This window comes from Flavobacterium sp. ENC, assembly GCF_020991415.1.
Taxonomy (GTDB): domain Bacteria; phylum Bacteroidota; class Bacteroidia; order Flavobacteriales; family Flavobacteriaceae; genus Flavobacterium.
Genome location: NZ_JAJMOY010000009.1, coordinates 55,160 through 80,783 on the forward strand (window position 1 = coordinate 55,160; position 25,624 = coordinate 80,783).

Below are 25,624 nucleotides of genomic sequence, written 5' to 3' on the forward strand. Positions count from 1 at the left end.
GATTTGGAAAATTCAAAAATCGGGGTATTATTCCCTGTCGAAATAATCTTCTCTTTTTAATTTTTGTCTTTCCTGTTTGTATTTTTTTTCCTGTTTTTGTTTTTTAAAGTCTGAACCCTGAAAAATCCGTACCGGATTGCCTCTCTGAATCTGCAGCTGATTCATCCATTGTGCCTGAAATTCAGCTTTAAACTGCTTTACGGTTTCTTCTTTAAATTTCTGTAGTAACCTTTCAGTGGCCAGTTTTTTGTTCTGGTGCTGTGAACGCAAATCCATAGAAACCACGCTGATTCCGGTTGGAAAATGCGTCGCCCTTACTGCAGAACTCACCTTATTGACATGCTGCCCTCCGGCTCCGGAACTTCGCATCGCCTGATAGTGAATATCCTTTTCCGAAATTTCGGTTGCCGCAGATTTTTCTATTTCGAAAATGCCGATAAACCAATTTTTCCTTTTATGAAATTTCCTGAACTGACTTTGCCCAATCCACTGAATGGTGCCGATCCATGAGTTCATGAACGGATCCAGCGTATCACTTTCGAGTAAAATCGTAGCGGTTTCTACTGTTCCGTTCTCAATTCCGGTTTCCCGTTGAAGCATTGTTGTTTTTATATTATTTTCTTTTGCTTCTTCTATAAAGGTTTTTAAAACCTGGGCCACAACCCAGCTGCATTCCGCCGGGCCGCGACCTGATGTTATTTGAATTATTTTTTCCATTTCTTACTAATTTAGCGGTCCATTCTAACGATCTTCGGCGTGAATGTACCGAGTACATCAACGAGTTCATTTTGGTTGGCCATTACTTTATTGATGTCCTTATATGCCATTGGAGCTTCATCTATATTTCCTCCAATCAAAGTGACATCGTTTGCTTTGAGCACTTTATTAATTTCACTTTGGGTGAACGATTCTTTGCACTTTCTACGCGAGAAAAGCCTTCCGGCGCCGTGCGATGCTGAGTTCAAACTCTCCGCATTTCCTTTTCCCTTCACAATAAATCCCGGAGCCGTCATGGAACCCGGAATAATACCCAGTTCACCAACGTTCGCAGGAGTCGCTCCTTTGCGATGTACAATGGCTTCCTTGCCGTTTACAGTCTCTTTCCATGCAAAATTGTGATGATTTTCAATGGTCACCACCACTCGTTTTCCAACCGCTTTTGCCATTCGGCGGTGAATATCATCGTGACAGGCTTTTGCATAATCGCCGGCTAAATTCATCGCCAGCCAGTATTCCTGACCGTCATGCGTATTCAGATCCAGCCAGGCCAAATGCTGTACATTTTTAGGTAACGGACATTGTTTTGTCGCCAGATACGTATAATGTTTTGCAATATTGGCACCCAATCCTCTTGAACCGCTGTGTGACAGCACCGCAAAATATTCCCCAGCCCCAATTTTCCATTCGTTAAGCGGATTGGTGATTTTTGCAATCCCAAATTCCACAAAATGATTGCCTCCGCCGGAAGTCCCAAGCTGTTTGTAGGCTTTACCCAAAAGATTTTTCAAAAGCGGAATATCCTGAAATTCACTCCGGCTGAACAATTCATGATCTGCTTTTATGGCGTGGGTCTCATACATTCCGAATTTGGTATGGTCTTTTAAAATCGCCTGCAGCTGATGCTCTTTTCCTTTGAAAAATGAAGCCGGAATGTCAAAAATGGACAAACTCATGCGGCATCCGATATCAACACCAACTCCGTACGGAATTACGGCATTGTCTGTGGCGAGCACACCGCCAATCGGCAGTCCGTAACCGGAGTGCGCGTCAGGCATTAAAGCGCCTGCAACTGAAATTGGTAATTTTAAAGCGTCATACAACTGGTACTTTGCCTGTTCATCAATTTCATTTTCTCCGAATATCGAAAACGGTGCGCGAGTGTTGTTAAGCTGATGCATGCGTACCTGTACCGGATTTACCAGTCCTTCCGCGACTTTCCCCCAGGTTCCATGCCCCGTAAATTTTTCCGGAAACAATAAAACTTCCTTTGCTTCGGTTAATATGCTCTCTTTTTTTTCTCTTTTTCTGTATCTGTTGATCTGCCCTAAAGCAATATTGATACTGTTATTCTTTGGAAAGCCTATTTTAATAAGGTCCTTTCCGGATAATTTATTTCCCATTAGGTATATTTTTCTTCTAAATACTGTTCGTATATCGTATTCAGATTGTTATGATTTATTTGATTGCTATTTTTTAGCTTTTCCAGGCTATAATAATAGCTGGCGTCTCTGTTACGTGTTTTATAAATCTTGTATCCCAGATACCGGTTTTGTATGTAATTTTCTATCCGCCTATTTTCACTTTCCAATACGGCATCTACCGCTTTTTTATGGGTAATGATATTGGGCTCAATTTTAAATACAAATCTCCAGGACTCTGTAAATTCATAATAGGTCTTAAAACAACGCCATCGGTCCGACCATTTTTCGATTCGTGTAAAGCAGGATTTTTCCTTGTCAGTCAATCCGGGTTTATTCGCATTCCATTCACTGACACTAATTTTCGCCAGAAATTGCTCCCTTGGATGGTCTGTCTTTTTTCCAGATTGTTTTTTCCGATTGGCAAATGTTTTTTGATTTGAAAATTGGAAAGTGTTTATTTTTTCCAATACATTCACATAAAACATCGCCTCCGCTGAGTGCAAAACATCTTTTCGAACTACAAAAAAACGAACCCAGCCTTTTTGATAAGGTTCTTCCAATTCAATCAAAGGCAACTCTTTAATTGCCAGATAAATTGCGTGCTTTCGTTTTGCTAATTGAACAAGATGTTTTTCAAAATCCCCTTTCACCAATCTTTTTTTGCGTCTTTTATTCTTTAGACGACTACTTTCAAAGTAATCGTCGAAAAGAGAATTGTCCATTAAAAAAAAATTAAATGAATTCTGACCCAACATTTAAAAATGGAGGGCAAAACATTTTATCTTAAACAGATAAATTAAGTTCGTGATCGGGAATTTCTGAAGTGTCTAGAATAAAAAAAAGCCCGAAAGTTATTTTCCTTCGGGCTTTTTTCTATATCTAAAATTGATTTGCTAGGATTGAGAAAAGCCACGAAGACACATGCCAACAGAATCTGATCCTGATGCGATGTTTTGAGAGGTAAAGTTTAGTACAAACATTGTCTTCGTTGTTAATAATTAATGATTTATTTTTCTGAGGCAAATTTTGTGAAATATTTTCCTAATAAACAAATTATTTTTGAAATATTTTTCAAAACCACCGAAACATATTGATTTACAGTTATTTATATTCAAAAATAAAATTCAGGTCATAAGCAATCGTTAAAACCAATTTTAACTGCATATTTTGCTTAAATTTACAGCTATCAAAAATAAACCCAAAATTATGCCAACCGACTGTATCAGCTACCAAAACTCAGGATATTTCTCGACTTTGATACAAGATTATTTAGAACAAAAACCGGACCTTCAACCGCTATATAATAATTTTCCGGCACTGGAAAACTTTGAAAAACAAATCATTGAAAAGCAGCAGAATTTCGATAATCAAAACCGAATTCCACTGGTTTCTGTTTTAAAAGCGCAATACGCTGCCCTTGAAATTTCAGATTTAACACAACAAAACATTGACCTTTTAGCACACGAAAGTACGTTTACGGTGACGACGGGACATCAGTTAAATCTTTTTAGCGGGCCGCTATATTTTCTTTATAAAATTATCTCAACCATCAATCTGACCAAAGAATTGAAATCGAAATATCCTACTTTCAATTTCGTTCCGATTTATTGGATGGCGACCGAAGACCACGATTTTGAAGAGATCAATTATTTCAATTTTAAAGGAAAAAAATTCCGCTGGAATACCGAAAGTACCGGTCCTGTAGGAAGACTCTCCACAGAAGGCCTGGCTGAATTTTTCGAAATTTATGCATTGCAATTAGGCTCAAGCACGAATGCCAATACGCTGAAAAAACTATTTGAAGACGCTTATCTGAACCATGATAATCTTGCAGATGCAACCCGTTTTTTGGCGAATGGTTTATTTGCTTCTCAGGGTCTGGTGATTATAGATGCTGACAATGCCGATTTAAAACGTGCCTTTATTCCGTACATCAAAGAAGAACTGCTGGAACAAACTTCTTTTAAAGCAGTTCAGGAGACGATTGAAAAACTGAAAAATTATACCGTTCAGGTAAATCCGCGTGAAATCAATTTATTTTATATTGAAGACGATTTGCGCGAACGAATTGTTTTGGAGAAGGACAGATTTATTGTCAATAATACCAAAACTTCATTTTCGAAAGCGGAAATTTTGCAATTACTGGAAAGTCATCCGGAAAAATTCAGTCCCAATGTGATCATGCGTCCATTGTATCAGGAAATTATTTTACCCAATTTATGTTATATTGGCGGAGGCGGGGAAATTGCCTATTGGCTGGAATTAAAATCTTTCTTTGATGCCGTAAACATCACCTTCCCTATAATTCTGGTTCGGAATTCGGTATTGCTGACAACGGAAAAACAAGCTAAAAAAGCCGATCAGTTAGGTTTAAGCTGGAAAGACTTATTTACCAAACCAGCCGATTTGGTAAATGCTGTCACGCATAAAATTTCAGAATTTCCCATTGATTTAACACCCCAAAAAGAAATTCTGGAGAAACAATTTGAATACCTTTCCGAATTAGCACAAAAAACAGACAAATCCTTTACCGGAGCGGTAAAAGCACAGGAAGTAAAACAGAAAAAAGGCCTTGAAAATTTAGAGAAGCGTCTGCTTAAAGCGCAAAAAAGAAAATTAAACGACCAGCTGGAGCGCGTTGTGGATTTACAGTGTCAATTGTTTCCAAACAACAGCTTACAGGAACGCCAGACTAATTTTTCTGAATTTTATTTAGAAAAAGGCGAACAATTGATTCCGTTATTAACTCAAAAATTAAAACCTTTATCCACTAATTTCTCCATTATAACAATATAATTTATACTTTACCGCAATACTTTCAGGATAAAATAACCACCTGATTCTGAAAGTATTGTTTTTAAACCAAATAGCGACTTTTAAAATTATTAACTAACCAATTTACCCAAAACCAATGGTAAAAGAACGCTTAATTTCGCTAGATGTCTTTCGCGGACTCACAATTTTATTAATGACAATTGTCAACAATCCCGGAGATTGGGGACATGTTTTCCCTCCACTTTTACATGCCGAATGGAATGGCTGTACGCTAACCGACTTAGTATTTCCTTTTTTTGTATTTATTATGGGAGTGGCAGTTCCCCTTGCCATGCCGGATAAAAAATACGACGGTACGACGTTTAATAAAATCCTGGTACGTTCCTTACGAATGTTATGTCTTGGGATTTTCTTCAATTATTTCGGAAAAATACAGCTTTTTGGTCTCGAAGGAATTCCGTTGCTTATTGGCCGCTTAATCATTACAATCGCTGTCGGCTATGCACTGATGGGGAATTTTAATACTAAACTGAAAAACATATTCGCTTTTTCGATATTGCTTATCTATCTCATTTTAGCCTACAGCGGAATCGAAGCGTATCAGGATGTGCGTCTTCCGGGCGTTTTACAACGAATTGCAGTGGTGTATTTTGTTGTTTCGCTATTATATTTAAAAACATCACAAAAGACCCAAATCATAACCGGAGTTGTCTTATTATTAGGCTATTGGGCAGCGATGACCCTGATACCGGTTCCCGGAATCGGTGAAGCGAACCTTGATAAGGCGACCAATTTAGCTTCATGGCTCGATAGCATTCTCCTTAAAGGTCATATGTATCGCGGCACTGTAACCTGGGATCCCGAAGGAATTCTGAGTACTATTCCATCTATCGTAAATGGAATTATTGGTCTTTTGATTGGTCAGTTATTACAACTTAAAATTGCAAAAACCGAGATTGCAAAAAAAATGATGGTAGCCGGAATAGCCTTAATTATTGCGGGCCTGATTTGGAATATTGTTTTCCCAATCAACAAATCGATCTGGACCAGCAGCTACGTATTATATACAACCGGACTGGCAGCAACCGTCTTGTCAATTCTCTATTACATTATTGATATCGCAGCCTATAAAAAAGGTTTCAAATTATTTTTAATCTGGGGCGTCAATCCGATGATTGTGTTTTTTGCTTCTCAGATTATACCACAGGCTTTGGTCATGATTCAGTTTGAAAATCCGCACAAAACCGGAGAGCAGATTAATCTTCTCAGTTATTTATATGGTTACGGAATTGCCCCGTTTTTCAGTAATCCAATGATGGCTTCCTTTGCCGGAGCATTAGTTTACGTCGCCATCTGGACCTTTATTTTATGGATCTTCTACAAAAATAAACTCATTTTTAAAGTTTAGTTTTTTCTTTTACCATATAAGTTATGTAACATAATATAAGGAGAGGCGCACAAAGAGTGCGTCTTTTTCTTTTTCTGACGCTAAACATATCGGCTTTTACTTACATAACTCATATGGTAAAAAAACGCACTCTTCTTTAGCAAAACAACATTTCATGATGTTTTAATTATCAATTAATTAAAATTAATTCATAAAAAAGTCTATTTTTGCACAAAATTTAAAAAACGCAAGAAAATGGCAACAAATAGAACTTTTACAATGATTAAGCCGGATGCTGTAGCAAACGGACACATTGGGAACATCTTAGCAATGATTACTAACGGAGGTTTCAAAATCGTTTCGTTAAAACTAACTCAATTAACTGTAGCGGATGCTCAGGCATTTTATGCTGTTCACGCTGCAAGACCTTTCTACGGAGAATTAGTAGAATTTATGTCACGCGGACCAATTGTTGCTGCTATTTTAGAAAAAGATAACGCAGTAGAAGATTTCAGAACTTTAATTGGAGCTACAAATCCGGCTGAAGCTGCTGAAGGAACTATTCGTAAAGCATACGCAACTTCTATCGGAGAAAATGCAGTTCACGGTTCAGACAGCGACGAAAATGCTGCTATCGAAGGTGCATTCCACTTTGCAGGAAGAGAGCAGTTCTAGATTTTAGATTTTAGATTTTAGATTTTAGATTTTAGATTTTAGATTTTAGATTTTAGATTTTAGCAAAAAAAAAATCCATTCGCTGCGCGAATGGATTTTTTTATTCTGATGTAAAATTATTAAAGTTTACCGTCTGTCTTTTTAATGATTTTAGCTACTTTTTCATCTAAATCTTTCAAAAGTTCATCTAAGGCACTTTCACACATAGGTAATATTTTTTCAGCAGTTAAAACCGGAATTCCTCCTATGATAGCTCCGGTCTTTTTAGAGTTTGCACCTTCACTAAAAGCAAATACTTTTTTTCCTGTTTTATCATATAAAGCAATTCTCGCATACGCTTTCATTTTAACCGTTCCGGTTCCACCCACAGCGAATCCTTTTTGTAAAGCAAAATGTATTTCAGTAAATAAAACACCATCTGCAACATCTTTAAACATAGTAGCAGTTCCTACTTCATTTTCAGAACCATTCATACCTTCATAAATATATTTGTATCCAGGGTAGTTGATGATGGTTTTCCCTGCATCTCCTTCTCTGGCAAATTTAGGAACGAAATCAATATATTCCTGTTTTTGGATTACCTCATTTTCAGGAAGTAAATCAAAAGGGAATTGTTTAGAAAAAACATTAAAAAAAGAATTATGATACTTCTCTAAAATAGGGGTAAGATTAAAATCAGGATTATTACCTAAATCAGCTATTGCAGCCAAACTGCCTAGTCCCAAATCAGCAAGACTGATTGTTTTGTCTGTGTAAAAACCGACAACTGCAACTTTTTTCTTTTGCGAATAACTGTTTAAAGCTAATAATACGGTTAAAATAAGGAATACTTTTTTCATTGTTTTTGGATTGTTTTTGGATTTAATTATTAAAAAAATATGTATTAAAAAAAATACTTATCGGTCAAATATATCATAAAAAAAACACTTCCAAAGTAGAAGTGTTAATTTTATTTTTTAATATTAAAACCTAACGATCTAAATCGTTTAAAGTCAAATAGAATTTAACGTAAAACGACATCCTTAACGACTTCACGCCCTAATTCTTCATTAATCATCTTGACAATTTTAGATTTTCCGTGGCTCAGTTCCTCTCTCAAAACGGCAGATCCAAGTTCTACATAAAGCGTACTTCCTTTCAGGACAACATTTTTTGTATACGTATTTACGCCATTTCCCATCAGCTGCCTCCAGGCTTCTTTTACATCAATCTGATCCATTCCCGGCTGAAGTTTATTCACCTGAATAATCTGTTGCAGCACATCTCCAATCGAACTCTGATTATTTAACCTTTTTGCCATCGTCTAATAAATTTATGGGTCCTGCTTTTTTATAATGATATTCCTTATTTTCCTGGTTTTTCACCACCAGTTCTTCATCTGAAATCGAAATCAATTCCTCACTCCACTTTGCATAATTTGTTTTATAATCTAAAAAAGTCTTTCCATCAGCAAATCGAACCGAAACATTTTCAAAAGAATCACTTGTCAAAAAAGTGCCGTCAAATTGCGGCATCACTTTCTTTCGGATTCCTTTATTTTTTTTAATTTCAAAAAAATCAAAAGTTTCATTCATGCCATAATCCTTCTCTTCCCCTTTATCAAAAACAACTTTCGTAATTTCCCAGTAGCCGTTCAGTTTTGCAATATCTGCTGGTTTAATTTCCTGTTTGCAGCTCACAAACAAAAGAGACAAAACCAAAATCATAAAAGAGTTTTTCATAATAAGTATACTATTAATAAGGAGCTGATTCCTGCTGTCCGCTTTATCTTTTATGGCGAACACCGCCATAAAAGGATGCCGCTCCCATCAGGGCTAAGACTCCCGTTTTCAAAAAGAAAATTTCGTGAGTCACAAAGTTAACCTTATAAAAATTCAAAAGAAATAAAAATTCACAAAACCCATTAAACTATTTTGCATATTTTTGGTCAAACCCCAAACCTAAAAACCAAAAACATGACCAAAACTATTTTTAAGCTGCTGATACTCTTAAGTTTTATCAGTTGCACTAAAGAATCATCCGATGCGGAATCGACTCCGGTACAAACCATGTATTTTCCACCTTTAACAGGAAGCACCTGGGAAACAAAATCCATTTCAGACCTCAAATGGAATCACAATGCAGTACAGCCACTTTTGGATTATTTAGAATTAAAACATTCCAAATCATTTATTATTTTAGTAAACGGACGAATTGTTTTAGAGAATTATTTCAACAATCACACTGCAACCACGAACTGGTATTGGGCTAGTGCCGGGAAAACACTAACATCAACGATGACCGGAATTGCTCAACAAGAAGGATTGGTCAACATCAACAACAAGGTTTCGGATTATATCGGCACAGGCTGGACAAGTGAATTGCCTGCACAGGAAAACCAGATCACCTGCAAACACTTACTCACCATGACATCCGGACTTGATGACACTACAGACGATGTAGATCCTGCCAGCTTAATCTACAAAGCCGACGCCGGAAAACGCTGGGCATATCATAATGTATACGTAAAACTGCAGGATGTCGTAGCGAAGGCAAGTAAACAAACCTGGGAAAACTATTTCAATACTAAACTAAGGGACAAAATTGGTATGAACGGCAACTGGGTACAACTTGGCGTAAATAGCGTCTACACCAGCACCACAAGAAGCATGGCCCGTTTCGGACTCTTAATGCTCAATAGAGGAAAATGGGAGAATACCACCATTCTGAATGAAAGTTATTTTAGTGAAGCTACCAACACTTCGCAAAACATCAATTTAGGATACGGATACCTGTGGTGGTTGAACGGAAAAGCCAATTACCATTTACCACAATCACAGCTTACGATTCCGGGAAGTATAATTCCAACCGCGCCCAACGATATGTTTATGGCACTTGGAAAAAACGACCAGAAAATATACGTTATTCCAAGTAAAAGTATGGTCGTGATCAGAATGGGAGACGCCGCTGACGATGTCAACCTCGCTTTATCTGATTTTGATGAAACTTTATGGGAGAAAATTAGTGCCTTGTACCAATAGTTTAATAAAATAAATAAAAAAAGAAATTCCAAATTCCAACTTTAAAATTGGAATTTGGAATTTAATACATTGGAATTTAAAACTTCAGTATTGGAATTTGGGATTTAAAAATTGGATATTTATTTATTTTATCTTTTTGTGCGGATTCTTTTTAGCATTCCCATAAAAAAGAATACAAGGCCCAAAACCAATAAGATGTAATAAAAAGACAAACTTTTATCTTTTAAAACATTGGCCAAAACAAAACTTAAAACACTTGCGAAATAAAAAGTTACAGGTGTTATATTTTTTAAAGAAGAAAAACTCATTCTGCTATTATTTAAAGAAACTATCTACGAATTCATATTTATTAAAGACCTGTAGATCTTCAATTCCTTCACCGACACCAATATATTTTACGGGAATCTGAAATTGATCTGAAATACCAATCACGACACCACCTTTAGCAGTTCCGTCCAATTTAGTAACGGCAAGCGAAGTTACCTCTGTGGCCGCAGTAAACTGTTTTGCCTGCTCAAAAGCATTCTGTCCGGTGGAACCATCTAAAACCAAAAGAACATCGTGAGGAGCATCAGTAACAACTTTCTGCATCACACGTTTTACCTTGGTCAGTTCGTTCATCAAATTAATTTTATTATGAAGACGTCCGGCAGTATCAATAATGACAATATCGGCATTTTGAGCTACAGCAGACTGCAGGGTATCAAAAGCAACAGAAGCAGGATCACTTCCCATATTTTGCCTTACGATAGGCACATCTACACGGTCGGCCCAAACCTGTAACTGATCAATGGCAGCAGCACGAAAAGTATCTGCAGCACCTAAAACCACTTTATAACCTGCTTTTTTAAACTGATAAGCCAATTTACCAATTGTAGTGGTTTTTCCAACCCCATTCACTCCAACCACCATTAAAACGTATGGTTTTTTATCTTTTGGGATTTCAAACTCAGTTGCTTCACCGGTATTTGTTTCAGATAACAAAGAACCAATCTCTTCGCGAAGAATCTGATTTAATTCTTCTGTTCCTAAATATTTATCTTCGGCAACACGTTTTTCGATTCTCGAAATTATCTTTAATGTTGTATTTACGCCAACATCGGAAGCCACCAGAATTTCTTCCAGGTCATCTAAAACATCGTCATCAACCTTAGATTTTCCGGCTACAGCTTTGCTTAACTTTGAGAAAAAAGTAGTTTTTGATTTTTCAAGACTTTTGTCTAAAGTCTCTTTTTTTTCGGTAGAGAATAATTTTTTAAAAAAACTCATTTTTTTTATTTGTTGTTAGTTCTAGACTATATGATTTTTCGATAATCAATAATCTTAATGTTTACAGAAGAAATTCAACTCTCAGCTGCTTCTGATTCCCTCAGCAATTGCTTTCAATTGTTATAAGAAAAATCGGAAACCTTTTCTGAAGAACAATACTATTTTGTTTCTGTAAATTTTAGACAAATATAAAAAATAAAAAAGCTACTTCCGAATGAAAGTAGCTTTTCTATATGCGATGTATGTTATTATTTCTTTTTCAAGAAATTATCAACTTCTTCAGGAGTCATAATAGATTCTACGAATGTATATGCACCAGTTTTAGGAGATTTTACCATTTTGATGGCTTTTGATAATCTCTTAGAAGCTGTTTGTAACGATGCTACGGTTTTCTTTGCCATGACTTAATTATTTAATTTCTTTATGAACAGTTACACGTTTCAGGATTGGATTAAATTTTTTAATCTCAAGTCTGTCCGGAGTATTTTTCTTGTTCTTAGTTGTTATATATCTAGAAGTACCTGCAACACCAGAAGTCTTGTGTTCTGTACATTCTAAAATTACCTGGATTCTATTACCTTTCTTTGCCATCTTGCTATATATTTATTTAGGAAAAGATTATTTGATAAATCCTTCTGACTGTGCTTTTTTCAAAACAGCAGTGATTCCATTTTTATTAATTGTTTTTATCGTAGATGCTGCTACTCTAAGAGTAATCCATCTATCTTCTTCTGGAAGATAAAAACGCTTTTTAACTAAGTTTACAGAAAATTTTCTCTTAGTTTTGTTCATAGCGTGAGAAACGTTATTTCCTACCATCGCTCTTTTACCTGTAAGGTCACAAACTCTTGACATTATACTTATCTTTTATCGTTATTCAAAATCAGGGTGCAAAGAAAAGAAAAATAAACCATTGTAGCAAAAAATTAATGCACAATTTTTAAAATTTCTTTCTGTAATATTTCTAAACTCTTAATCGTAGCTCTATCTATCACTTTTTCACGTGGTTGGCCAAAATTAAATTCTTCCGTAATTATACCATTTGGTGTTGCCAAAGCGATAAAAACGGTACCAATTTCCGCATCTGAGTCACCTTTTGACGGTCCGGCGTTCCCCGTAGTCGCAATTGCATAGTCTGTTTTAAGTATCTCTTTCACATTCAAAGCCATAGCCGATGCTACCTGTGCACTTACGACCGAATATTGGTTAATGATATCCTGTGAGACCCCAAGAACATTAACCTTCGCCTCCGTTGCATACGAAACCACACTGCCCTTGAAATAACCGGAAGCTCCGGGAACTGCTGATAAAACCGATGCAATTTTTCCACCCGTAAAACTTTCAGCCGTAGCAATGGTTTTATTTTGTTTCGTCAATAGTTTTCCGACTACCGACTCTATCGTTTCGTTTTCTTCATAACCTACTATAATATCATGAATTATAGCATCTAATGATTTTATATTGGCTTCAAGCGCCTCTTCGAGCACTTCTTTATCGGTACCTCTTGCCGAAAGACGCAAACGCACTCTGCCGGGATTTGGAAGGTACGCCAATTTGATAAAATCAGGCAGATTGTTCTCCCAGTCTTCAATACGTTCCGCGACTAAACTCTCGCCCTGCCCGTACGTTAAAATCGTTCTGTGGATAATATACGGTCGCTTGTATTCGCGGATAATTTTTGGAATTATTTCGTTTTCGACCAAATATTTCATTTCATACGGAACTCCCGGAAGCGAAATAAACACCGTATTTTCTTTCTTCATCCACATTCCCGGTGCTGTACCCACTTTATTATGGAGCACGGTACAGGTGGAAGGAACCAGTGCCTGATCCTTATTTAATTGCGATATCGGGCGTTTGTAAAATCCTTCTATTAATTCCGTTACATGCGCCAATACTTCAGGATTCACGACAAGCTCATCATTAAAATATTCGCAGAATGTCTTTTTAGTGATATCGTCTTTTGTCGGCCCTAATCCGCCGGTAATCACAACGATATCAACTTTGTTCTGCAATAGTGCAAAGGTGTCTAAAATATGTTTTTTGTCATCGCTTATTGAAATCATTTCATGAACCTCAACACCGATCCGGTCTAATGATTTTGCAATAAAACCGGAATTAGTATCTACGATCTGACCGATTAAAATTTCGTCTCCAATAGTAATGATGGTTGCTTTCATAGCTGTGGAATATTTTTGCTTACTGAATTGTAAGTCATTATTATAAAGAAGATTGTTGCCGCAACGATTTGCATGCGGGGAAGAAACGGCATCTTTTTGCGACAAAAGAAATACCGCATTACTATCTTATGAACAAAAGAATAGCTATCGGCATGACTCTGTTTTTGATTTCATTATAAGAAAACCAAAAACAGGATCGTGTCTGTATATTACAAATCAAAGTCTTTTTTGATTTCCTTAATCGCATCTTTTACCTGTATTTTTATACTTTTAAAAGTTTCGATAATTTCTTTTTTCTTGCCTTCGGCCTTTGTCCAGGCCTCCACTTGCAGGATTTCTTCGAATGCAACATTTAACCCCATCAAATCCAATGTTGGTTTTATCTTATGCGCATAAGAATAAGCATATTTATGATCTTTCTTTTTGATTCCTTCCTTGATTTGTTTCAAATCCTCGGGAACTTCGGTAACAAATAGTTTTAGAATTTCGTTTACAAATTCAGGATCATTATCTGAAAGTGCATACACTTTCGAAAGGTTGTACTTTAATGCCATTATTTTACTTGTATTCTGAATAATTTTTTATCTTCTAAAAAGCCTTCCAAAACGTCGTTTGGTTTAACAGAGGCAACCCCTTCCGGTGTTCCTGTAAAAATAATGTCGCCGATTTTTAATGTAAAATACTGTGACACAAACGACACCAGTTCATCAATTTTCCAGAGCATAAAGCCGGTGTTTCCTTTTTGAACGGTCTTAGAATTATTTGTCAATTCAAAAGTAAGATTTTCCATAGAAACAAAATCTGTTTTAGGCAAAAAATCACCGATAACAGCAGAGCCGTCAAAGGCTTTGGCTTTTTCCCATGGCAATCCTTTTGCTTTTAGTTTATCCTGTAAATCCCTGGCAGTAAAATCAATACCCACACTAATTTCGTCATAATACTTATGCGCAAACTTAGGTTCAATGTACTTTCCTACTTTATTAATTTTAACAATTATCTCAATTTCGTGATGAATTTCCTCAGAAAATTCAGGGATTACGAAAGGATGCTGCTTTAATAAAACCGCTGAATCGGGCTTCATAAAAACAACAGGTTCTGTTGGCCTTTCGTTTTTTAATTCCTCAATATGATTGGTATAATTTCTACCGATACAGATTATTTTCATTATTTTTAGTTTTCAGTCTCGGTTTTCAGTCACAGTCTTTACTAAACGCAAAATCAGTCCCAGCGCAAAACTGCATACTGAGACTGCGACTGAAAACTTATTTCGTATTTAACTTTCTTAATTTAATTGCTGTTAAAACCTTTTTGGTATATAATGGAAAGTCAGCATTTTGAATCCAGCTGAAATAGCCCGGTTCTGTTTCTAATATTTTATCGACTTTGGCGCCTTTGTGTTTTCCGAAAGTAAAAATTTCCTCATTGTCCTTGTCAAAAGCGATCATTCCGGCAAAATCGGCAATTTTTTTACGCGTTGTGAATTCAGATAATGATTTCATATCGTTTTCCAATTCCGGATAACGGTCCAACTGTGCTTTCAGGATTTCGTAAGTCGCCATGGTATCGGCTTCTGCCGAATGCGCATTTTCAAGACTTTTCCCGCAGTAAAACTTCAAAGCGGCACTTAGCGTACGCTCTTCCATTTTATGAAAAATAGTCTGCACATCCACAGAAACTTTATTTTTCATGTCAAAATCAACTCCGGCGCGAAGTAATTCTTCTGCCAGTAACGGAATATCAAAACGATCTGAATTAAACCCTCCCAGATCACTGTCCTTAATCATATTATAGACCTGTGGCGCCAACTCATTGAAAGTAGGTTCGTTTGCCACTTTTTCATCTGTTATACCATGAACAGCCGTAGTCTGAGGCGGAATTGGAATTGTAGGATTCACCAACCAAGTTTTACTTTCTTTATTTCCGTTTGGGAAAACTTTAAATATTGAAATTTCTACTATTCTGTCTTTTCCGATATCAATACCAGTCGTTTCAAGGTCGAAAAAGCAAATTGGTTTATTGAGTTTGAGTTCCATTTTTGAATTTTATAAGTCTACAAATATAAATTTTAAAGCTGAATTTCACTTGTTTTTTTCATAAAGTTCCTGATTTCTGTTCCGATTTTAACAATGTAAAAAGAAAAAACCCTTTCTATGTTTAAAACACGGAAAGGGTTAATTATTTATAAGACAGATCCTTTTAGAAATCCCTGTCTACATCAAAAGCTTCTAAATATTCTGCAACTCTCTTTACAAAACTTCCTCCAAGAGCGCCATCTACTACCCTGTGGTCGTAAGAGTGGGACAGGAACATTTTCTGACGGATTCCGATAAAATCACCTTCCGGCGTTTCGATAACTGCAGGTACTTTACGAATTGCTCCAAGTGCCAGGATTCCAACTTGCGGCTGATTGATAATCGGCGTCCCGAAAACACTTCCAAAAGTTCCTACGTTTGTAACCGTATATGTTCCTCCCTGTGTGTCGTCCGGTTTCAGTTTTCCTGCTTTTGCACGATTCCCCAAATCATTCACCGCTTTCGCCATTCCGACAAGGTTGAGCTGATCTGCATTTTTAATCACCGGAACAATTAAGTTTCCGTTTGGTAAAGCAGCAGCCATTCCTAAATTTATATTTTTCTTTTTAATGATATAATCCCCGTCAACAGAAATATTCATTCCAGGGAAATCTTTCAGCGCTTTTGCAACAGCTTCCATCATAATTGGCGTAAAAGTAAGTTTCTCGCCTTCTCTTTTCTCGAAAGCAGCTTTTACTTTATCTCTCCATTTTACAATGTTGGTTACATCCACTTCAATAAAAGATTGTACGTGAGCCGAAGTCTGCACCGAGGCCACCATGTATCCTGAAATCAATTTACGCATTCTGTCCATTTCGATGATTTCATCACCTCCGTTTACAGAAACCGGAACCGCCTGCTGACTTTTCTGAACCGCTGCCGGTTCTGCCGCTTTTACCGGAGCAGCTACTTCCTTAACTGTTTCTGTAACAGCTTTTGGAGCAGCAACCGCGCCTGCTTTGCGATCTTCAACATATTTTAAAATATCTTCTTTTGTAACACGTCCGTCTTTTCCGGAACCCTGAACATTCTCTAACTCAGCAACAGAAACACCTTCTTCCTTTGCGATATTTTTCACAAGCGGAGAAAAGAATTTATCGGACGCTGAGAAATCCTGAGGCGTAACGGTTTCTTTAGCCGCATCGATTGTTTTTTCAATTTCAGCTGCTGCGGCCGGAGCTTCATCCTCTACCACTTTATCGACTAAAAACGATGATGATATTTCAACGCCGCCTTCTGTTTCGATAATTGCAATAGTCTGCCCTACCTGAACTAAATCATCTTTGCCAAATAATTTTTCGACCAAAATTCCCGACACCTCGCTGGGTACTTCACTATCAACTTTGTCAGTTGCTATTTCCAGTACCGCTTCGTCTGCTTCAATTTTGTCTCCAACTTCTTTCAACCAGTTTGTAATAGTTGCTTCAGCTACACTTTCTCCCATTTTGGGAAGTTTTAATTCAAATCTTGCCATATTGTTAACCTCAAGGGTGATTTTGATTTTCAGATTGCGAAATTACTGAATATTTTAAATATAAATTACATTTAATATAATTTTTTACTCGATTTTTACCACTTGCCCCCTGTCATTTCTGGAATTACTTCCAATAATAAAATTTGTGTTTTTGGGGAAAATTTTAAAAGTAATACGCTTATCTTTAAGACTTTCTATGATTTTGATACAATTTCCGAATGAAACATGCTGATTATCTAAAATAATCTCTACTGTTTTACCCTTCAAAAGCAGCCACGAATTTACCATTTTTTCTTTTTTGAAATTGAAAACAACTACTTTATTTTCAAAAATAGCAGCCAATTTTTCAGACAATTTCACATCAGAAGAATATAAAACATAACTTTCGGGTCTTGGTTTGTCTTTTGGTTTTCCCTGAAACATTTTAGCGAAAGAAAAAAACACAATCCCTATTTTGATAAAAATAGAGAAAAACAGTGATTTCCTGAAATGTTTCTGATAAAAAAAAGTCATCGCTTCCTGAAAACGTTTCATGTATTTTTCATCTTTAACTGTACTTTCTCCCTTGTAATGCAGGACCGTTGTTTCATGAAAATAATAATTATTTTTCCCGTCCCGTAATGCGCGGTACGATAGATCGATGTCGTCTGCATACATAAAACAGTCTTCATCAAAACCTTGTAATTCAAGATATAAATTTCTTTCCATCAGCATAAAAGCACCTACCAAGATCTCGACTTTACCGGTCTCATTTTCAAAAACATGCTGTGCATAATACTGATTGAAAAGGGTGCATTTTGGAAAAATTTTATACAGACCAAAAATCTTGGTAAAAGCGACCCAGGGCGTCGGAATGCCACGTTTGCTTTCGGGCAAAAACTGTCCGGTTCCGTCAATTAATTTACAGCCCACAATCCCTAAATTATGCTGCTTTTCAGCGAAAGCCAGAATTTGGGTAAAAGTATCTTCGGCCACAACCGTATCGGGATTGAGAATGCAGATGTATTTTCCGTGCGCCTCTTTTACTCCAATATTATTGCCTTTTGGAAAACCAAAATTTTCTTTGTTCTGAATCAGTCTGACATCCGGAAACCGTTCTTTCATCATAATGCAGCTATCATCAGACGAATTATTATCAATGACAATAATTTCGGCATCAAGCGTCGCAATGGCTTCCTGAACACTTAAGACGCATTGTTCCAGAAAGTAACGTACATTGTAATTAAGAATAATAACTGATAACTGCATGAAAAAATGGGTCTCTTTATTTTTTCGGAAAGTTAGAAATTTTCAGATAAACCCAACGGTAAAGACGCATCGTTTTTATAAAGGGTTGAGAATTAGTCGCAGTTTCCAGTCGCAGTCGCAGTATTCAGTCGCAGTCTCGGTCTCAGGTGGACTGCGACTGGAAACTGCGACTGAAAACTCCTATAAATGCAACTGAATCTTATACTTGTTGCAGATTTTCATTACTAATAACATAATCGTTGAAAAAACCAGACTCCAGATAATGCCCGGAATGCCTTCACGGAAATAATCGGGAATGATATGAAAATTAAAAACAAGCGTAAAATAATAAATAACACCCGGTAAGATGTAAATCAACAATGGGTTTGCCGCTGCAGGCATAAAGAAATTACTCCATTTGGTTTGTTTTTTAATTTCCATGAGCCAGTACAAAAAGTAAAACAGCACGGTACAAATTGCAGCCGAAAACATCGTCCAGGATGGTGTTCCTTTTATTTTTGAGATTCCGAAATACGGTCGTAATAAATATCCGGTTACCAAAAGCAATACTGCAAAACCTATCACGGGCCAATTAATTTTCGGAGTGACTTTTCGATCGAAAAACAATAGCGAAATAATCACACCGGCAGTTACCACGGCAGCGTGCGTTAAATGTCCGGCAATAAAACTAAGTACTGTATTTTGATGAACCAGTGATCCTTCGATTAGATTAAGTGAATTGGCAAGTACGCAAATTACCAGAAACAAAATCATGGCTCCTAATTTTCCGCTAACGAGCCAATAATACACTACTGTAAAAAGGTACGCCCAGCCAATTAAGCCCAGAATTCCCCACCATTTTGGCGTCATCCCAATTGCTCCCGTATCCTGAACGTATAAAAAATATAAGGCCACTAATACTAACATTCCGCCATATTGAAGCGTATTCTTTAACCAAACCGGAAAATCTTTGGCATACTTATTCCAAATCGGAATGGGCATCGCATACGCTAAAAGGCCCCATAGCGCCGGAGTGATAATCATTTTTGAGGCGTCATAGCCATATTCGGCATTGACCATAAAAACACCAATAATAATTAAGGCCAATGCCCTTTTTAAAGTATGTGTCCAGATCGTTCTGGCACTATCACCTTTTAACAGCCGGGCATTGAATGCAAACGGAACCGACATTCCGACAATAAATAAAAATGCCGGAAAAACGACATCTACAAAGGTCATGGCATCTGCGTCTGCCGGCATGTGTTTCATCCATTGCGGTACGTTTTTCACACTTGCCAGTTCATTGACAAAAATCATTACAAAAATGGTAATTCCGCGCAGGGCATCTATTGAAATAATCCTTTGATTGTATAAGTTTTCCTTTATTTTCATAAATTATTGCGTTTTTAATAACTCCAAATATAATATAATTACGAAATGAGCAGTTACATTGTTACCTTAATTTTGAGTGGTGAATTTCCATTTAACAAATTCTTCAAAAACACATCCTTTTTTTTATTTTTGCAGCATGTTATCACTTTTCAAATCAAAACCATTCCTGAAAGACCTTCTTTCCGATAATTATATCGACATTCATTCGCATCTTTTACCCGGAATTGATGACGGCGCCAAAACTATAGGTGACACCCTAAAACTCGCAAAGGATTTTGCCGAAATTGGCATTTCTCAATTTATAACGACGCCGCACATAAAACACCATTTCTGGGATAATTCGCCTGAGGTCATCAGGATCAATCACCAGGAAACGGCAATGGCATTAAAAGAAAATGGAATTACTACTCCCTTTCGTGCCGCGGCAGAATATTTTATGGACGACTGGTTTGAAAATCATTTTAAAACTGAAAAACTGCTGACCCTAAAAGACAATTATGTACTCGTAGAAATATCGTACATCAGTCCGCCGGCACAATTACACAAAACACTTTTTGATTTGCAGGTCGCGGGTTACATTCCGGTTTTGGCACATCCTGAAAGGTATTTGTATTATCATCAAAACTTTAGCGAATATGAAAAACTAAAAAAGTCCGGCTGTTTGTTTCAATTGAATTTACTGGCTGCCGTTGGCTATTACGGTAGCGGAGTCACTAAAATTAGCGAAGAGTTACTGAAAAAAGGAATGTATGATTTTGTTGGTTCTGACGTCCATCATCGCAACCACATGAAGGAATTGGGTAAAAAAATAAAAATAAAAAATGCTTCTGCTTTAAAGGAGGTTATTGCAAACAATCAATTTTTCAAATTTTAGCTAGTAGGCGTTTTCTTCCCCTTTGAAAATATTAATAATCGTTCTGACAATAATTTTAATATCCAGAAGCAAACTCCAGTTTTCGATATACCAAATGTCGTAATCGACTCTGTTTTCCATATCGATGAGCTCTTTCGTTTCGCCGCGATACCCATTTACCTGTGCCCAGCCTGTGATTCCCGGTTTCGCATATTGACGTACTAAATAATTATTAATCAGTTCGCTGTATTCTTTTGCCAGATTGACCATATGCGGTCTTGGTCCGACAACAGACATATCCCCCCAGAAAACATTAAAAAACTGCGGCAATTCGTCTATACTTGTTTTGCGGATAAAAGCTCCAAATTTGGTAATCCTGCTATCGCCTTTTCCAGCTTGTTTGTTGTGTGCCAGATCATTGACATACATACTTCTGAATTTAAGACACATAAAAGATCGGTTGTCCCTGCCCGAACGTTCCTGTTTGAAAAAGACCGGACCGCGGGATTCCACTTTAATAATAAGCGCCACTATTGGCAAAAGCCACGGAAAAATCAATAAAATAACCCCAAGCGAAAAACAAATATCAAATACCTTTTTGATAAGCCTGTTGGAAGCAAATTCCAAAGGTTCAGGACGAAACATCAATACGGGAGTATTTTCGTAAAACGTAACCTCAACTTTACTTGACTTTGTATACAACTGAAAATCAGGAATAAATTTAATACGAATCATGTTCTGTTCGCATATTTTCGTGAGCTTATTAATTACTTCAATTTTATCAATATGAAGTGCCACATACATCTCGTCAATTTTTTCGTCAATGATAAAACTCTCAATACGGTCAAATCCACCTAAAAGCGGGCCTGAAAAGCCGGGAGCAATCCCTTCTTTATCATCAAAAAAACCTAAAAACCGATAACCGTATGTTAAATCTTTCGCCAGGATTTTTTGCATTCTTTCTCCCGTATCATTAGCCCCGACAATAATTATTTTTTTAAAATTAAAGCCGTTCGCCCTGATTTCTTTTAAAAGTTTCATCAATGCGTAACGCGAAATCATGATCAGCAAGAAGAAAAACAGATAAAAATATAATAATCGAAGCCTTGAAATGTCGGCATATTTTAAAAAAACAACAAAAATCGCCACCAGTGCCGCATGGATCACAATTTTATTGATGGTTCTTTTCAGTATCGATTCGATACGTTCAATGCGGATCATTCGATAGGAATTTCTATGCAGCAACAAACCGATCCAGATTAAATTCATCAATAAGGCAATCGTTTTTTCCTCCTTTAGCAGGAGTTCCTTCAAACCTCCAAATCGGGCCAGTGCAGAAAGATTTATTGCCAGATTCAACAATAGAATATCTAAACAGACAAACAAAATTTTGAAGTAGCGGGAAAAACGGTAATGTGATATTTTTTCAGAAATTTTCATATTCGGGGGACTGTGCGCAATACTTTCTCAGAATAAATTCGGATCTAAGCAATCGTGGTGCAAAATAACATTTAAATTATATTTTTTAGCTTATTTTAAAATCAATTTATTTTTAAATTTTACTTTTAACCTGTCTGAATCTAAAACGACTTCAATGATAAAATACTTTTTATTATTTATAGCAACAATATCAGTTTCTTATGGTCAGATTTCCGGCTGTACAGACCCGCTTTCCATAAATTACAATCCGGCCGCCACAAGTAATGACGGGAGTTGCCAGTATAAATCTTTAAAAATAAAACCGGAATATTCCATCCGATTAAGTGATTCCTTAAAAGAAACTTCCGGATTAATTGCTTTTGACGGTTTGTTATGGTCACACAATGATGATCACGATACGACGCTTTACGGATTGGATTCCCTGGGCAAAATCAGAAAAAAAGTAATTCTCAATACTGTAAACCACGACTGGGAGGAAATTTCACAGGATAGTACCTATTTGTATGTTGGTGATTTTGGAAATAATTTCAGGGGAAACCGAACGGATCTGCATATTTTAAAAATTGAAAAAAAATCTTTTTTAGGTGGAAATCCTACTATGGACACGATCTCCTTCTCCTATTCAGACCAGACTGATTTTACTGCCCAAAGAGGAAACACGACCAATTTTGACTGTGAAGCTTTTATTGCAACCCACGACAGCATTTATTTATTTTCCAAGCAGTGGAGCTCTTCCAAAACCAGTATTTATGTGTTGCCCAATCAACCCGGGAAACAGATTGCCCAATACAAGGAAACCCTTAACACAGAAGGTTTGGTGACCGGAGCCACTTATCTGGAATCCAAAAAACGGATTGTACTTTGTGGGTATTCCAAAACAGGAAAAACTTTTTTATATCTTTTGTATGATTTTAAAGATCATAATTTCTTAACCGGAAACAAAAGGAAAATTGACCTTAAACTCCCTTTTCATCAGATTGAAGGTATTGCAACACTCGACGGTCTTCATTATTATGTAACGAATGAAAGCCTGGTGCGGAAACCTATTCTCAATGTTCCGCAGCAAATTCATTATTTTGATTTGAGTTCGCTTTTGAATTCGGATCTCGATAAATAATTCGCAAATCGCAATATAATAACTTACTTTTGCAAAAAAGTTGTGATTTGTAAAACATTCAGAACTTATAATTTATAACTCATAATTTACAAAGTGAATTACTTATCTGTAGAAAACATATCGAAGTCGTTTGGGGAAAGAACCTTATTTGACAACATCTCATTCGGAATCAATAAAGACCAAAAGATTGCTTTTATTGCCAAAAATGGTTCTGGAAAAACAACCATTATGAGCATTATTAACGGTTTGGATGAACCGGATACCGGTCAGGTCGTTTTACGAAAAGGAATCCGCATGGCTTTTCTTTCGCAGGACAACAACCTTCAGGAAGAACTGACTATCGAAGAAAGTATTTTCGCTTCAGATAATGAAACACTTAAAGTAATTGAAGCCTACGAAAAAGCATTAGAAAATCCGGATGACGAAGAAGCCTACCAAAAAGCTTTTGACGGAATGGATCAGCATAATGCATGGGATTTTGAAACCCAATACAAGCAGATTTTATTCAAATTAAAACTCGAAGATTTTAAATTAAAAGTAAAAAATCTTTCGGGTGGACAAAAGAAGCGTCTTTCTTTGGCTATCATATTGATCAATCGTCCTGATTTATTGATCCTGGATGAGCCAACCAACCATTTGGATCTGGAGATGATCGAATGGCTTGAAAGTTATTTTGCCAAAGAAAATATCACTTTGTTTATGGTGACGCACGACCGTTTCTTTTTAGAACGTGTTTGTAACGAAATCATTGAATTGGATAACGGAAAATTATACCAGTACAAAGGAAATTACTCTTATTATTTAGAGAAAAAAGAAGAACGAATTACCTCTGAAAACGCAAGTGTTGACAAAGCAAAAAACCTATTCGTAAAAGAACTGGAATGGATGCGCCGTCAGCCAAAAGCGAGAACGACCAAGTCAAAATCGCGTCAGGATGATTTTTATGTAATCAAGGAAAAAGCACAAAGCCGTCGTCAGGAAAACAAAGTCGAGCTTGAAATCAATATGGAACGTATGGGAAGTAAGATTATTGAGCTTCACAAAATCTCCAAAAAATTTAAAGACCACGTAATTCTGGATCAGTTTAGTTTTGATTTCCAGCGTGGCGCACGTATCGGAATCATTGGTAAAAACGGAACCGGAAAATCAACCTTCCTGAACCTTCTTACCGGAACACTTCCGTTGGATAGCGGACGTGTCGTAAAAGGCGAAACTATAAAAATTGGTTATTACACGCAAAGCGGAATCAACCCGAAACCGAATCAGCGTGTGATTGACATTATAAAAGAATACGGCGAATTTATTCCGCTTGCGAAAGGCAGAATGATTTCGGCTTCACAATTGCTGGAGCGTTTTCTTTTTGATGCTAAAAAACAATATGATTTTGTCGAAAAATTAAGTGGTGGAGAATTAAAACGTCTGTACCTGTGTACCGTTTTGATTCAGAATCCAAACTTCCTGATTCTGGATGAGCCAACGAACGATTTGGATATTGTAACCCTGAACGTTTTAGAGAGCTTCCTTTTAGATTACCCGGGTTGTTTGCTTGTGGTATCGCACGACCGTTATTTCATGGATAAAATTGTCGATCATTTATTTGTTTTCAGAGGAAACGGTGAAATCGAGAATTTCCCAGGAAACTATTCTGATTTCAGAGCCTACGAAGACAGTGCCGATGTAGCGCAGAAAGAAGAAAACAAAGCAGAGAAGAAAGACTGGAAACAAAATAATCCGACCGGAAATCTGACTTTCAACGAACAAAAAGAATATCAAAAACTGGAAAGGGAAATTAAAGATTTAGAAATTGACAAAACCAAAATCGAACAATTATTCTCTGACGGAAAAGTAGCAGATGCCGATATCGAGAAAAAAGCAAACGAACTGCAAAATATCATTAATAAAATAGATTCTAAAGAAGAACGCTGGTTTGAGCTTTCGGCGAAGATTGAAGGGTAGTTTTAGTTTTTAGTCGCAGTTTTCAGTCTCAGTCGCAGTCTCAGTCGCGGTTTACAGTGAATTGTCGAAATTCTTTGGGTTAAAATTAAAAAACACATTACAAAAAGCATTTTTGTAATGTGTTTTTTTTTGTTGAAACCCGCCGAAGACTGCGACTGAAAACTGAGACTTAAACAACACATCCAAATTTCGCTGGATTGTTTATCATGTAGTTAATCAACCTTCCGATTTCTATGCTTTTATAATTTAAGGTATCAAATGTATCTTTACTGATGTAATTGCATTGTAGCGAAAATTCCAGCCAGACATTGGTTTCCGAATTTTCCGCATCGCTGTCTGTCAGCTTGCTTATAAAATGATTTATATATCTTCTCTTTCTGTAGGACTCAGAAATATTAGCACTAACACTTCTTGAGGAACGACGGATTTGATCGGTAAGAGAGTATTTTTCTTCACATGGAAATGATTTTGATAGTTCAAATATTTCCATTGCAAGCTGAAATGATTTTTTATAAGCCAGTAATTCCTTAAAATCCATGAATTTAATTTTTCACAATGATAAGAAAAAAAATAAGAAAAAACCTTCTTTTTACTAAAAATCAAGACTGAGACCAAGACTGAGACCAAGACTGAGACCAAGACTGAG

General features: G+C 36.6%; 26 protein-coding genes. 7 read left to right on the forward strand and 19 right to left on the reverse strand.

The window, feature by feature from the left end; genetic code table 11:
• Positions 1 to 27 precede the first annotated feature (27 nt).
• The 3 genes from prfH to LPB89_RS18825 are packed head-to-tail and all read right to left on the reverse strand — an operon-like array spanning position 28 to position 2,863.
• Positions 28 to 717, reverse strand: a complete 690-nt coding sequence (gene prfH / locus LPB89_RS18815; protein ID WP_230703212.1) for a peptide chain release factor H — start codon at positions 715 to 717, stop codon at positions 28 to 30.
• 11 nt (positions 718 to 728) lie between these two features.
• On the reverse strand, positions 729 to 2,120 hold the full coding sequence (locus LPB89_RS18820; protein WP_230703213.1) for an RtcB family protein: 1,392 nt from the start codon (positions 2,118 to 2,120) through the stop codon (positions 729 to 731).
• Positions 2,120 to 2,863, reverse strand: a complete 744-nt coding sequence (locus LPB89_RS18825; RefSeq protein ID WP_230703214.1) for a hypothetical protein — start codon at positions 2,861 to 2,863, stop codon at positions 2,120 to 2,122. Before LPB89_RS18825 ends, LPB89_RS18820 begins: the two co-directional genes overlap by 1 nt.
• Before the next feature lie 484 nt (positions 2,864 to 3,347).
• On the opposite strand from LPB89_RS18825, the gene bshC reads away from it, so the two are divergent.
• The 3 genes from bshC (at position 3,348) to LPB89_RS18840 (ending at position 6,978) form a co-directional block, all read left to right on the forward strand.
• Entirely contained in the window at positions 3,348 to 4,937 is a 1,590-nt protein-coding gene (bshC, locus tag LPB89_RS18830; RefSeq protein ID WP_230703215.1) for a bacillithiol biosynthesis cysteine-adding enzyme BshC, read from the forward strand.
• Between the two features lie 115 nt (positions 4,938 to 5,052).
• Positions 5,053 to 6,324 (forward strand): acyltransferase family protein, encoded by a 1,272-nt coding sequence (locus LPB89_RS18835; RefSeq protein ID WP_230703216.1) that lies wholly within the window; start codon positions 5,053 to 5,055, stop codon positions 6,322 to 6,324.
• A gap of 234 nt (positions 6,325 to 6,558) precedes the next feature.
• Positions 6,559 to 6,978, forward strand: a complete 420-nt coding sequence (locus LPB89_RS18840; protein WP_026984871.1) for a nucleoside-diphosphate kinase — start codon at positions 6,559 to 6,561, stop codon at positions 6,976 to 6,978.
• 119 nt (positions 6,979 to 7,097) lie between these two features.
• On the opposite strand, the gene LPB89_RS18845 is transcribed toward LPB89_RS18840, so the two are convergent.
• From LPB89_RS18845 to LPB89_RS18855, 3 genes are all read right to left on the reverse strand, one after another.
• The gene (locus LPB89_RS18845) at positions 7,098 to 7,817 is read right to left on the reverse strand and encodes a hypothetical protein (RefSeq protein WP_230703217.1); all 720 of its coding nucleotides are present in this window, start codon (positions 7,815 to 7,817) and stop codon (positions 7,098 to 7,100) included.
• A gap of 164 nt (positions 7,818 to 7,981) precedes the next feature.
• Entirely contained in the window at positions 7,982 to 8,278 is a 297-nt protein-coding gene (locus LPB89_RS18850; RefSeq protein WP_154343525.1) for a DUF721 domain-containing protein, read from the reverse strand.
• The gene (locus LPB89_RS18855; protein ID WP_230703218.1) at positions 8,259 to 8,699 is read right to left on the reverse strand and encodes a hypothetical protein; all 441 of its coding nucleotides are present in this window, start codon (positions 8,697 to 8,699) and stop codon (positions 8,259 to 8,261) included. Before LPB89_RS18855 ends, LPB89_RS18850 begins: the two co-directional genes overlap by 20 nt.
• A gap of 234 nt (positions 8,700 to 8,933) precedes the next feature.
• Between LPB89_RS18855 and LPB89_RS18860 the strand changes: the two genes are divergently transcribed.
• Positions 8,934 to 9,998 (forward strand): serine hydrolase, encoded by a 1,065-nt coding sequence (locus LPB89_RS18860; RefSeq protein WP_230703219.1) that lies wholly within the window; start codon positions 8,934 to 8,936, stop codon positions 9,996 to 9,998.
• Between the two features lie 315 nt (positions 9,999 to 10,313).
• On the opposite strand, the gene ftsY is transcribed toward LPB89_RS18860, so the two are convergent.
• The 11 genes from ftsY to LPB89_RS18915 form a co-directional block, all read right to left on the reverse strand.
• Entirely contained in the window at positions 10,314 to 11,267 is a 954-nt protein-coding gene (gene ftsY, locus LPB89_RS18865; protein ID WP_230703220.1) for a signal recognition particle-docking protein FtsY, read from the reverse strand.
• Between the two features lie 248 nt (positions 11,268 to 11,515).
• Positions 11,516 to 11,668: a DUF4295 domain-containing protein gene (locus tag LPB89_RS18870; RefSeq protein ID WP_127339701.1), complete on the reverse strand. Its 153-nt coding sequence runs from the start codon at positions 11,666 to 11,668 to the stop codon at positions 11,516 to 11,518.
• Positions 11,669 to 11,675: 7 nt separating this feature from the next.
• A complete protein-coding gene (gene rpmG / locus LPB89_RS18875) occupies positions 11,676 to 11,858 on the reverse strand; it encodes a 50S ribosomal protein L33 (RefSeq protein ID WP_017495179.1) in 183 nt (60 codons plus the stop codon).
• Between the two features lie 27 nt (positions 11,859 to 11,885).
• Positions 11,886 to 12,122, reverse strand: a complete 237-nt coding sequence (gene rpmB / locus LPB89_RS18880; RefSeq protein ID WP_008468080.1) for a 50S ribosomal protein L28 — start codon at positions 12,120 to 12,122, stop codon at positions 11,886 to 11,888.
• 71 nt (positions 12,123 to 12,193) lie between these two features.
• Complete coding sequence (locus tag LPB89_RS18885) at positions 12,194 to 13,447, reverse strand: CinA family nicotinamide mononucleotide deamidase-related protein (RefSeq protein WP_230703221.1); 1,254 nt, start codon at positions 13,445 to 13,447, stop codon at positions 12,194 to 12,196.
• Between the two features lie 209 nt (positions 13,448 to 13,656).
• Positions 13,657 to 14,001: an Hpt domain-containing protein gene (locus LPB89_RS18890; RefSeq protein WP_127339700.1), complete on the reverse strand. Its 345-nt coding sequence runs from the start codon at positions 13,999 to 14,001 to the stop codon at positions 13,657 to 13,659.
• Positions 14,001 to 14,612 carry a fumarylacetoacetate hydrolase family protein gene (locus LPB89_RS18895; RefSeq protein WP_127339699.1) on the reverse strand — a complete coding sequence of 204 codons (612 nt, stop codon included), beginning with the start codon at positions 14,610 to 14,612 and terminating at the stop codon, positions 14,001 to 14,003. The genes LPB89_RS18890 and LPB89_RS18895 overlap by 1 nt, the downstream gene beginning before the upstream one ends.
• A 97-nt stretch (positions 14,613 to 14,709) precedes the next feature.
• Entirely contained in the window at positions 14,710 to 15,480 is a 771-nt protein-coding gene (locus tag LPB89_RS18900; RefSeq protein ID WP_154343507.1) for a 3'-5' exonuclease, read from the reverse strand.
• Between the two features lie 163 nt (positions 15,481 to 15,643).
• Positions 15,644 to 16,993, reverse strand: coding sequence for a dihydrolipoamide acetyltransferase family protein (locus LPB89_RS18905; RefSeq protein ID WP_230703222.1), 1,350 nt, complete (start codon positions 16,991 to 16,993; stop codon positions 15,644 to 15,646).
• An 84-nt stretch (positions 16,994 to 17,077) separates the two neighbouring features.
• Positions 17,078 to 18,241, reverse strand: coding sequence for a glycosyltransferase family 2 protein (locus LPB89_RS18910; protein ID WP_230703223.1), 1,164 nt, complete (start codon positions 18,239 to 18,241; stop codon positions 17,078 to 17,080).
• 180 nt (positions 18,242 to 18,421) lie between these two features.
• Positions 18,422 to 19,612, reverse strand: coding sequence for a DUF5009 domain-containing protein (locus LPB89_RS18915; RefSeq protein ID WP_230703224.1), 1,191 nt, complete (start codon positions 19,610 to 19,612; stop codon positions 18,422 to 18,424).
• Between the two features lie 136 nt (positions 19,613 to 19,748).
• On the opposite strand from LPB89_RS18915, the gene LPB89_RS18920 reads away from it, so the two are divergent.
• Positions 19,749 to 20,486, forward strand: coding sequence for a tyrosine-protein phosphatase (locus LPB89_RS18920; protein WP_230703225.1), 738 nt, complete (start codon positions 19,749 to 19,751; stop codon positions 20,484 to 20,486).
• Here the strand turns inward: LPB89_RS18920 and LPB89_RS18925 are convergent, their stop codons facing one another.
• On the reverse strand, positions 20,487 to 21,824 hold the full coding sequence (locus tag LPB89_RS18925; RefSeq protein ID WP_230703226.1) for an undecaprenyl-phosphate glucose phosphotransferase: 1,338 nt from the start codon (positions 21,822 to 21,824) through the stop codon (positions 20,487 to 20,489).
• Between the two features lie 235 nt (positions 21,825 to 22,059).
• On the opposite strand from LPB89_RS18925, the gene LPB89_RS18930 reads away from it, so the two are divergent.
• Together LPB89_RS18930 and LPB89_RS18935 are read left to right on the forward strand one after the other, a co-directional pair.
• The gene (locus LPB89_RS18930; RefSeq protein WP_230703227.1) at positions 22,060 to 23,022 is read left to right on the forward strand and encodes a T9SS C-terminal target domain-containing protein; all 963 of its coding nucleotides are present in this window, start codon (positions 22,060 to 22,062) and stop codon (positions 23,020 to 23,022) included.
• Positions 23,023 to 23,115: 93 nt separating this feature from the next.
• Positions 23,116 to 24,978 (forward strand): ABC-F family ATP-binding cassette domain-containing protein, encoded by a 1,863-nt coding sequence (locus tag LPB89_RS18935; protein WP_230703228.1) that lies wholly within the window; start codon positions 23,116 to 23,118, stop codon positions 24,976 to 24,978.
• Positions 24,979 to 25,147: 169 nt separating this feature from the next.
• On the opposite strand, the gene LPB89_RS18940 is transcribed toward LPB89_RS18935, so the two are convergent.
• On the reverse strand, positions 25,148 to 25,516 hold the full coding sequence (locus tag LPB89_RS18940) for a four helix bundle protein (RefSeq protein ID WP_230703229.1): 369 nt from the start codon (positions 25,514 to 25,516) through the stop codon (positions 25,148 to 25,150).
• Between the last annotated feature and the right edge of the window lie 108 nt (positions 25,517 to 25,624).

Bases quoted from the DNA above. Each gene is read 5' to 3' on its own strand.
- LPB89_RS18890 (WP_127339700.1), bottom strand. From the start codon at position 14,001: ATGGCATTAAAGTACAACCTTTCGAAAGTGTATGCACTTTCAGATAAT.
- prfH (WP_230703212.1), bottom strand. From the start codon at position 717: ATGGAAAAAATAATTCAAATAACATCAGGTCGCGGCCCGGCGGAATGC.
- LPB89_RS18840 (WP_026984871.1), top strand. From the start codon at position 6,559: ATGGCAACAAATAGAACTTTTACAATGATTAAGCCGGATGCTGTAGCA.
- bshC (WP_230703215.1), top strand. From the start codon at position 3,348: ATGCCAACCGACTGTATCAGCTACCAAAACTCAGGATATTTCTCGACT.
- LPB89_RS18905 (WP_230703222.1), bottom strand. From the start codon at position 16,993: ATGGCAAGATTTGAATTAAAACTTCCCAAAATGGGAGAAAGTGTAGCT.
- LPB89_RS18900 (WP_154343507.1), bottom strand. From the start codon at position 15,480: ATGGAACTCAAACTCAATAAACCAATTTGCTTTTTCGACCTTGAAACG.
- LPB89_RS18920 (WP_230703225.1), top strand. From the start codon at position 19,749: ATGTTATCACTTTTCAAATCAAAACCATTCCTGAAAGACCTTCTTTCC.
- LPB89_RS18885 (WP_230703221.1), bottom strand. From the start codon at position 13,447: ATGAAAGCAACCATCATTACTATTGGAGACGAAATTTTAATCGGTCAG.
- LPB89_RS18850 (WP_154343525.1), bottom strand. From the start codon at position 8,278: ATGGCAAAAAGGTTAAATAATCAGAGTTCGATTGGAGATGTGCTGCAA.
- LPB89_RS18855 (WP_230703218.1), bottom strand. From the start codon at position 8,699: ATGAAAAACTCTTTTATGATTTTGGTTTTGTCTCTTTTGTTTGTGAGC.
- rpmG (WP_017495179.1), bottom strand. From the start codon at position 11,858: ATGGCAAAGAAAGGTAATAGAATCCAGGTAATTTTAGAATGTACAGAA.
- LPB89_RS18835 (WP_230703216.1), top strand. From the start codon at position 5,053: ATGGTAAAAGAACGCTTAATTTCGCTAGATGTCTTTCGCGGACTCACA.
- LPB89_RS18910 (WP_230703223.1), bottom strand. From the start codon at position 18,241: ATGCAGTTATCAGTTATTATTCTTAATTACAATGTACGTTACTTTCTG.
- LPB89_RS18825 (WP_230703214.1), bottom strand. From the start codon at position 2,863: ATGGACAATTCTCTTTTCGACGATTACTTTGAAAGTAGTCGTCTAAAG.
- LPB89_RS18915 (WP_230703224.1), bottom strand. From the start codon at position 19,612: ATGAAAATAAAGGAAAACTTATACAATCAAAGGATTATTTCAATAGAT.
- ftsY (WP_230703220.1), bottom strand. From the start codon at position 11,267: ATGAGTTTTTTTAAAAAATTATTCTCTACCGAAAAAAAAGAGACTTTA.
- LPB89_RS18820 (WP_230703213.1), bottom strand. From the start codon at position 2,120: ATGGGAAATAAATTATCCGGAAAGGACCTTATTAAAATAGGCTTTCCA.
- LPB89_RS18870 (WP_127339701.1), bottom strand. From the start codon at position 11,668: ATGGCAAAGAAAACCGTAGCATCGTTACAAACAGCTTCTAAGAGATTA.
- rpmB (WP_008468080.1), bottom strand. From the start codon at position 12,122: ATGTCAAGAGTTTGTGACCTTACAGGTAAAAGAGCGATGGTAGGAAAT.
- LPB89_RS18940 (WP_230703229.1), bottom strand. From the start codon at position 25,516: ATGGATTTTAAGGAATTACTGGCTTATAAAAAATCATTTCAGCTTGCA.
- LPB89_RS18895 (WP_127339699.1), bottom strand. From the start codon at position 14,612: ATGAAAATAATCTGTATCGGTAGAAATTATACCAATCATATTGAGGAA.
- LPB89_RS18860 (WP_230703219.1), top strand. From the start codon at position 8,934: ATGACCAAAACTATTTTTAAGCTGCTGATACTCTTAAGTTTTATCAGT.
- LPB89_RS18845 (WP_230703217.1), bottom strand. From the start codon at position 7,817: ATGAAAAAAGTATTCCTTATTTTAACCGTATTATTAGCTTTAAACAGT.
- LPB89_RS18930 (WP_230703227.1), top strand. From the start codon at position 22,060: ATGATAAAATACTTTTTATTATTTATAGCAACAATATCAGTTTCTTAT.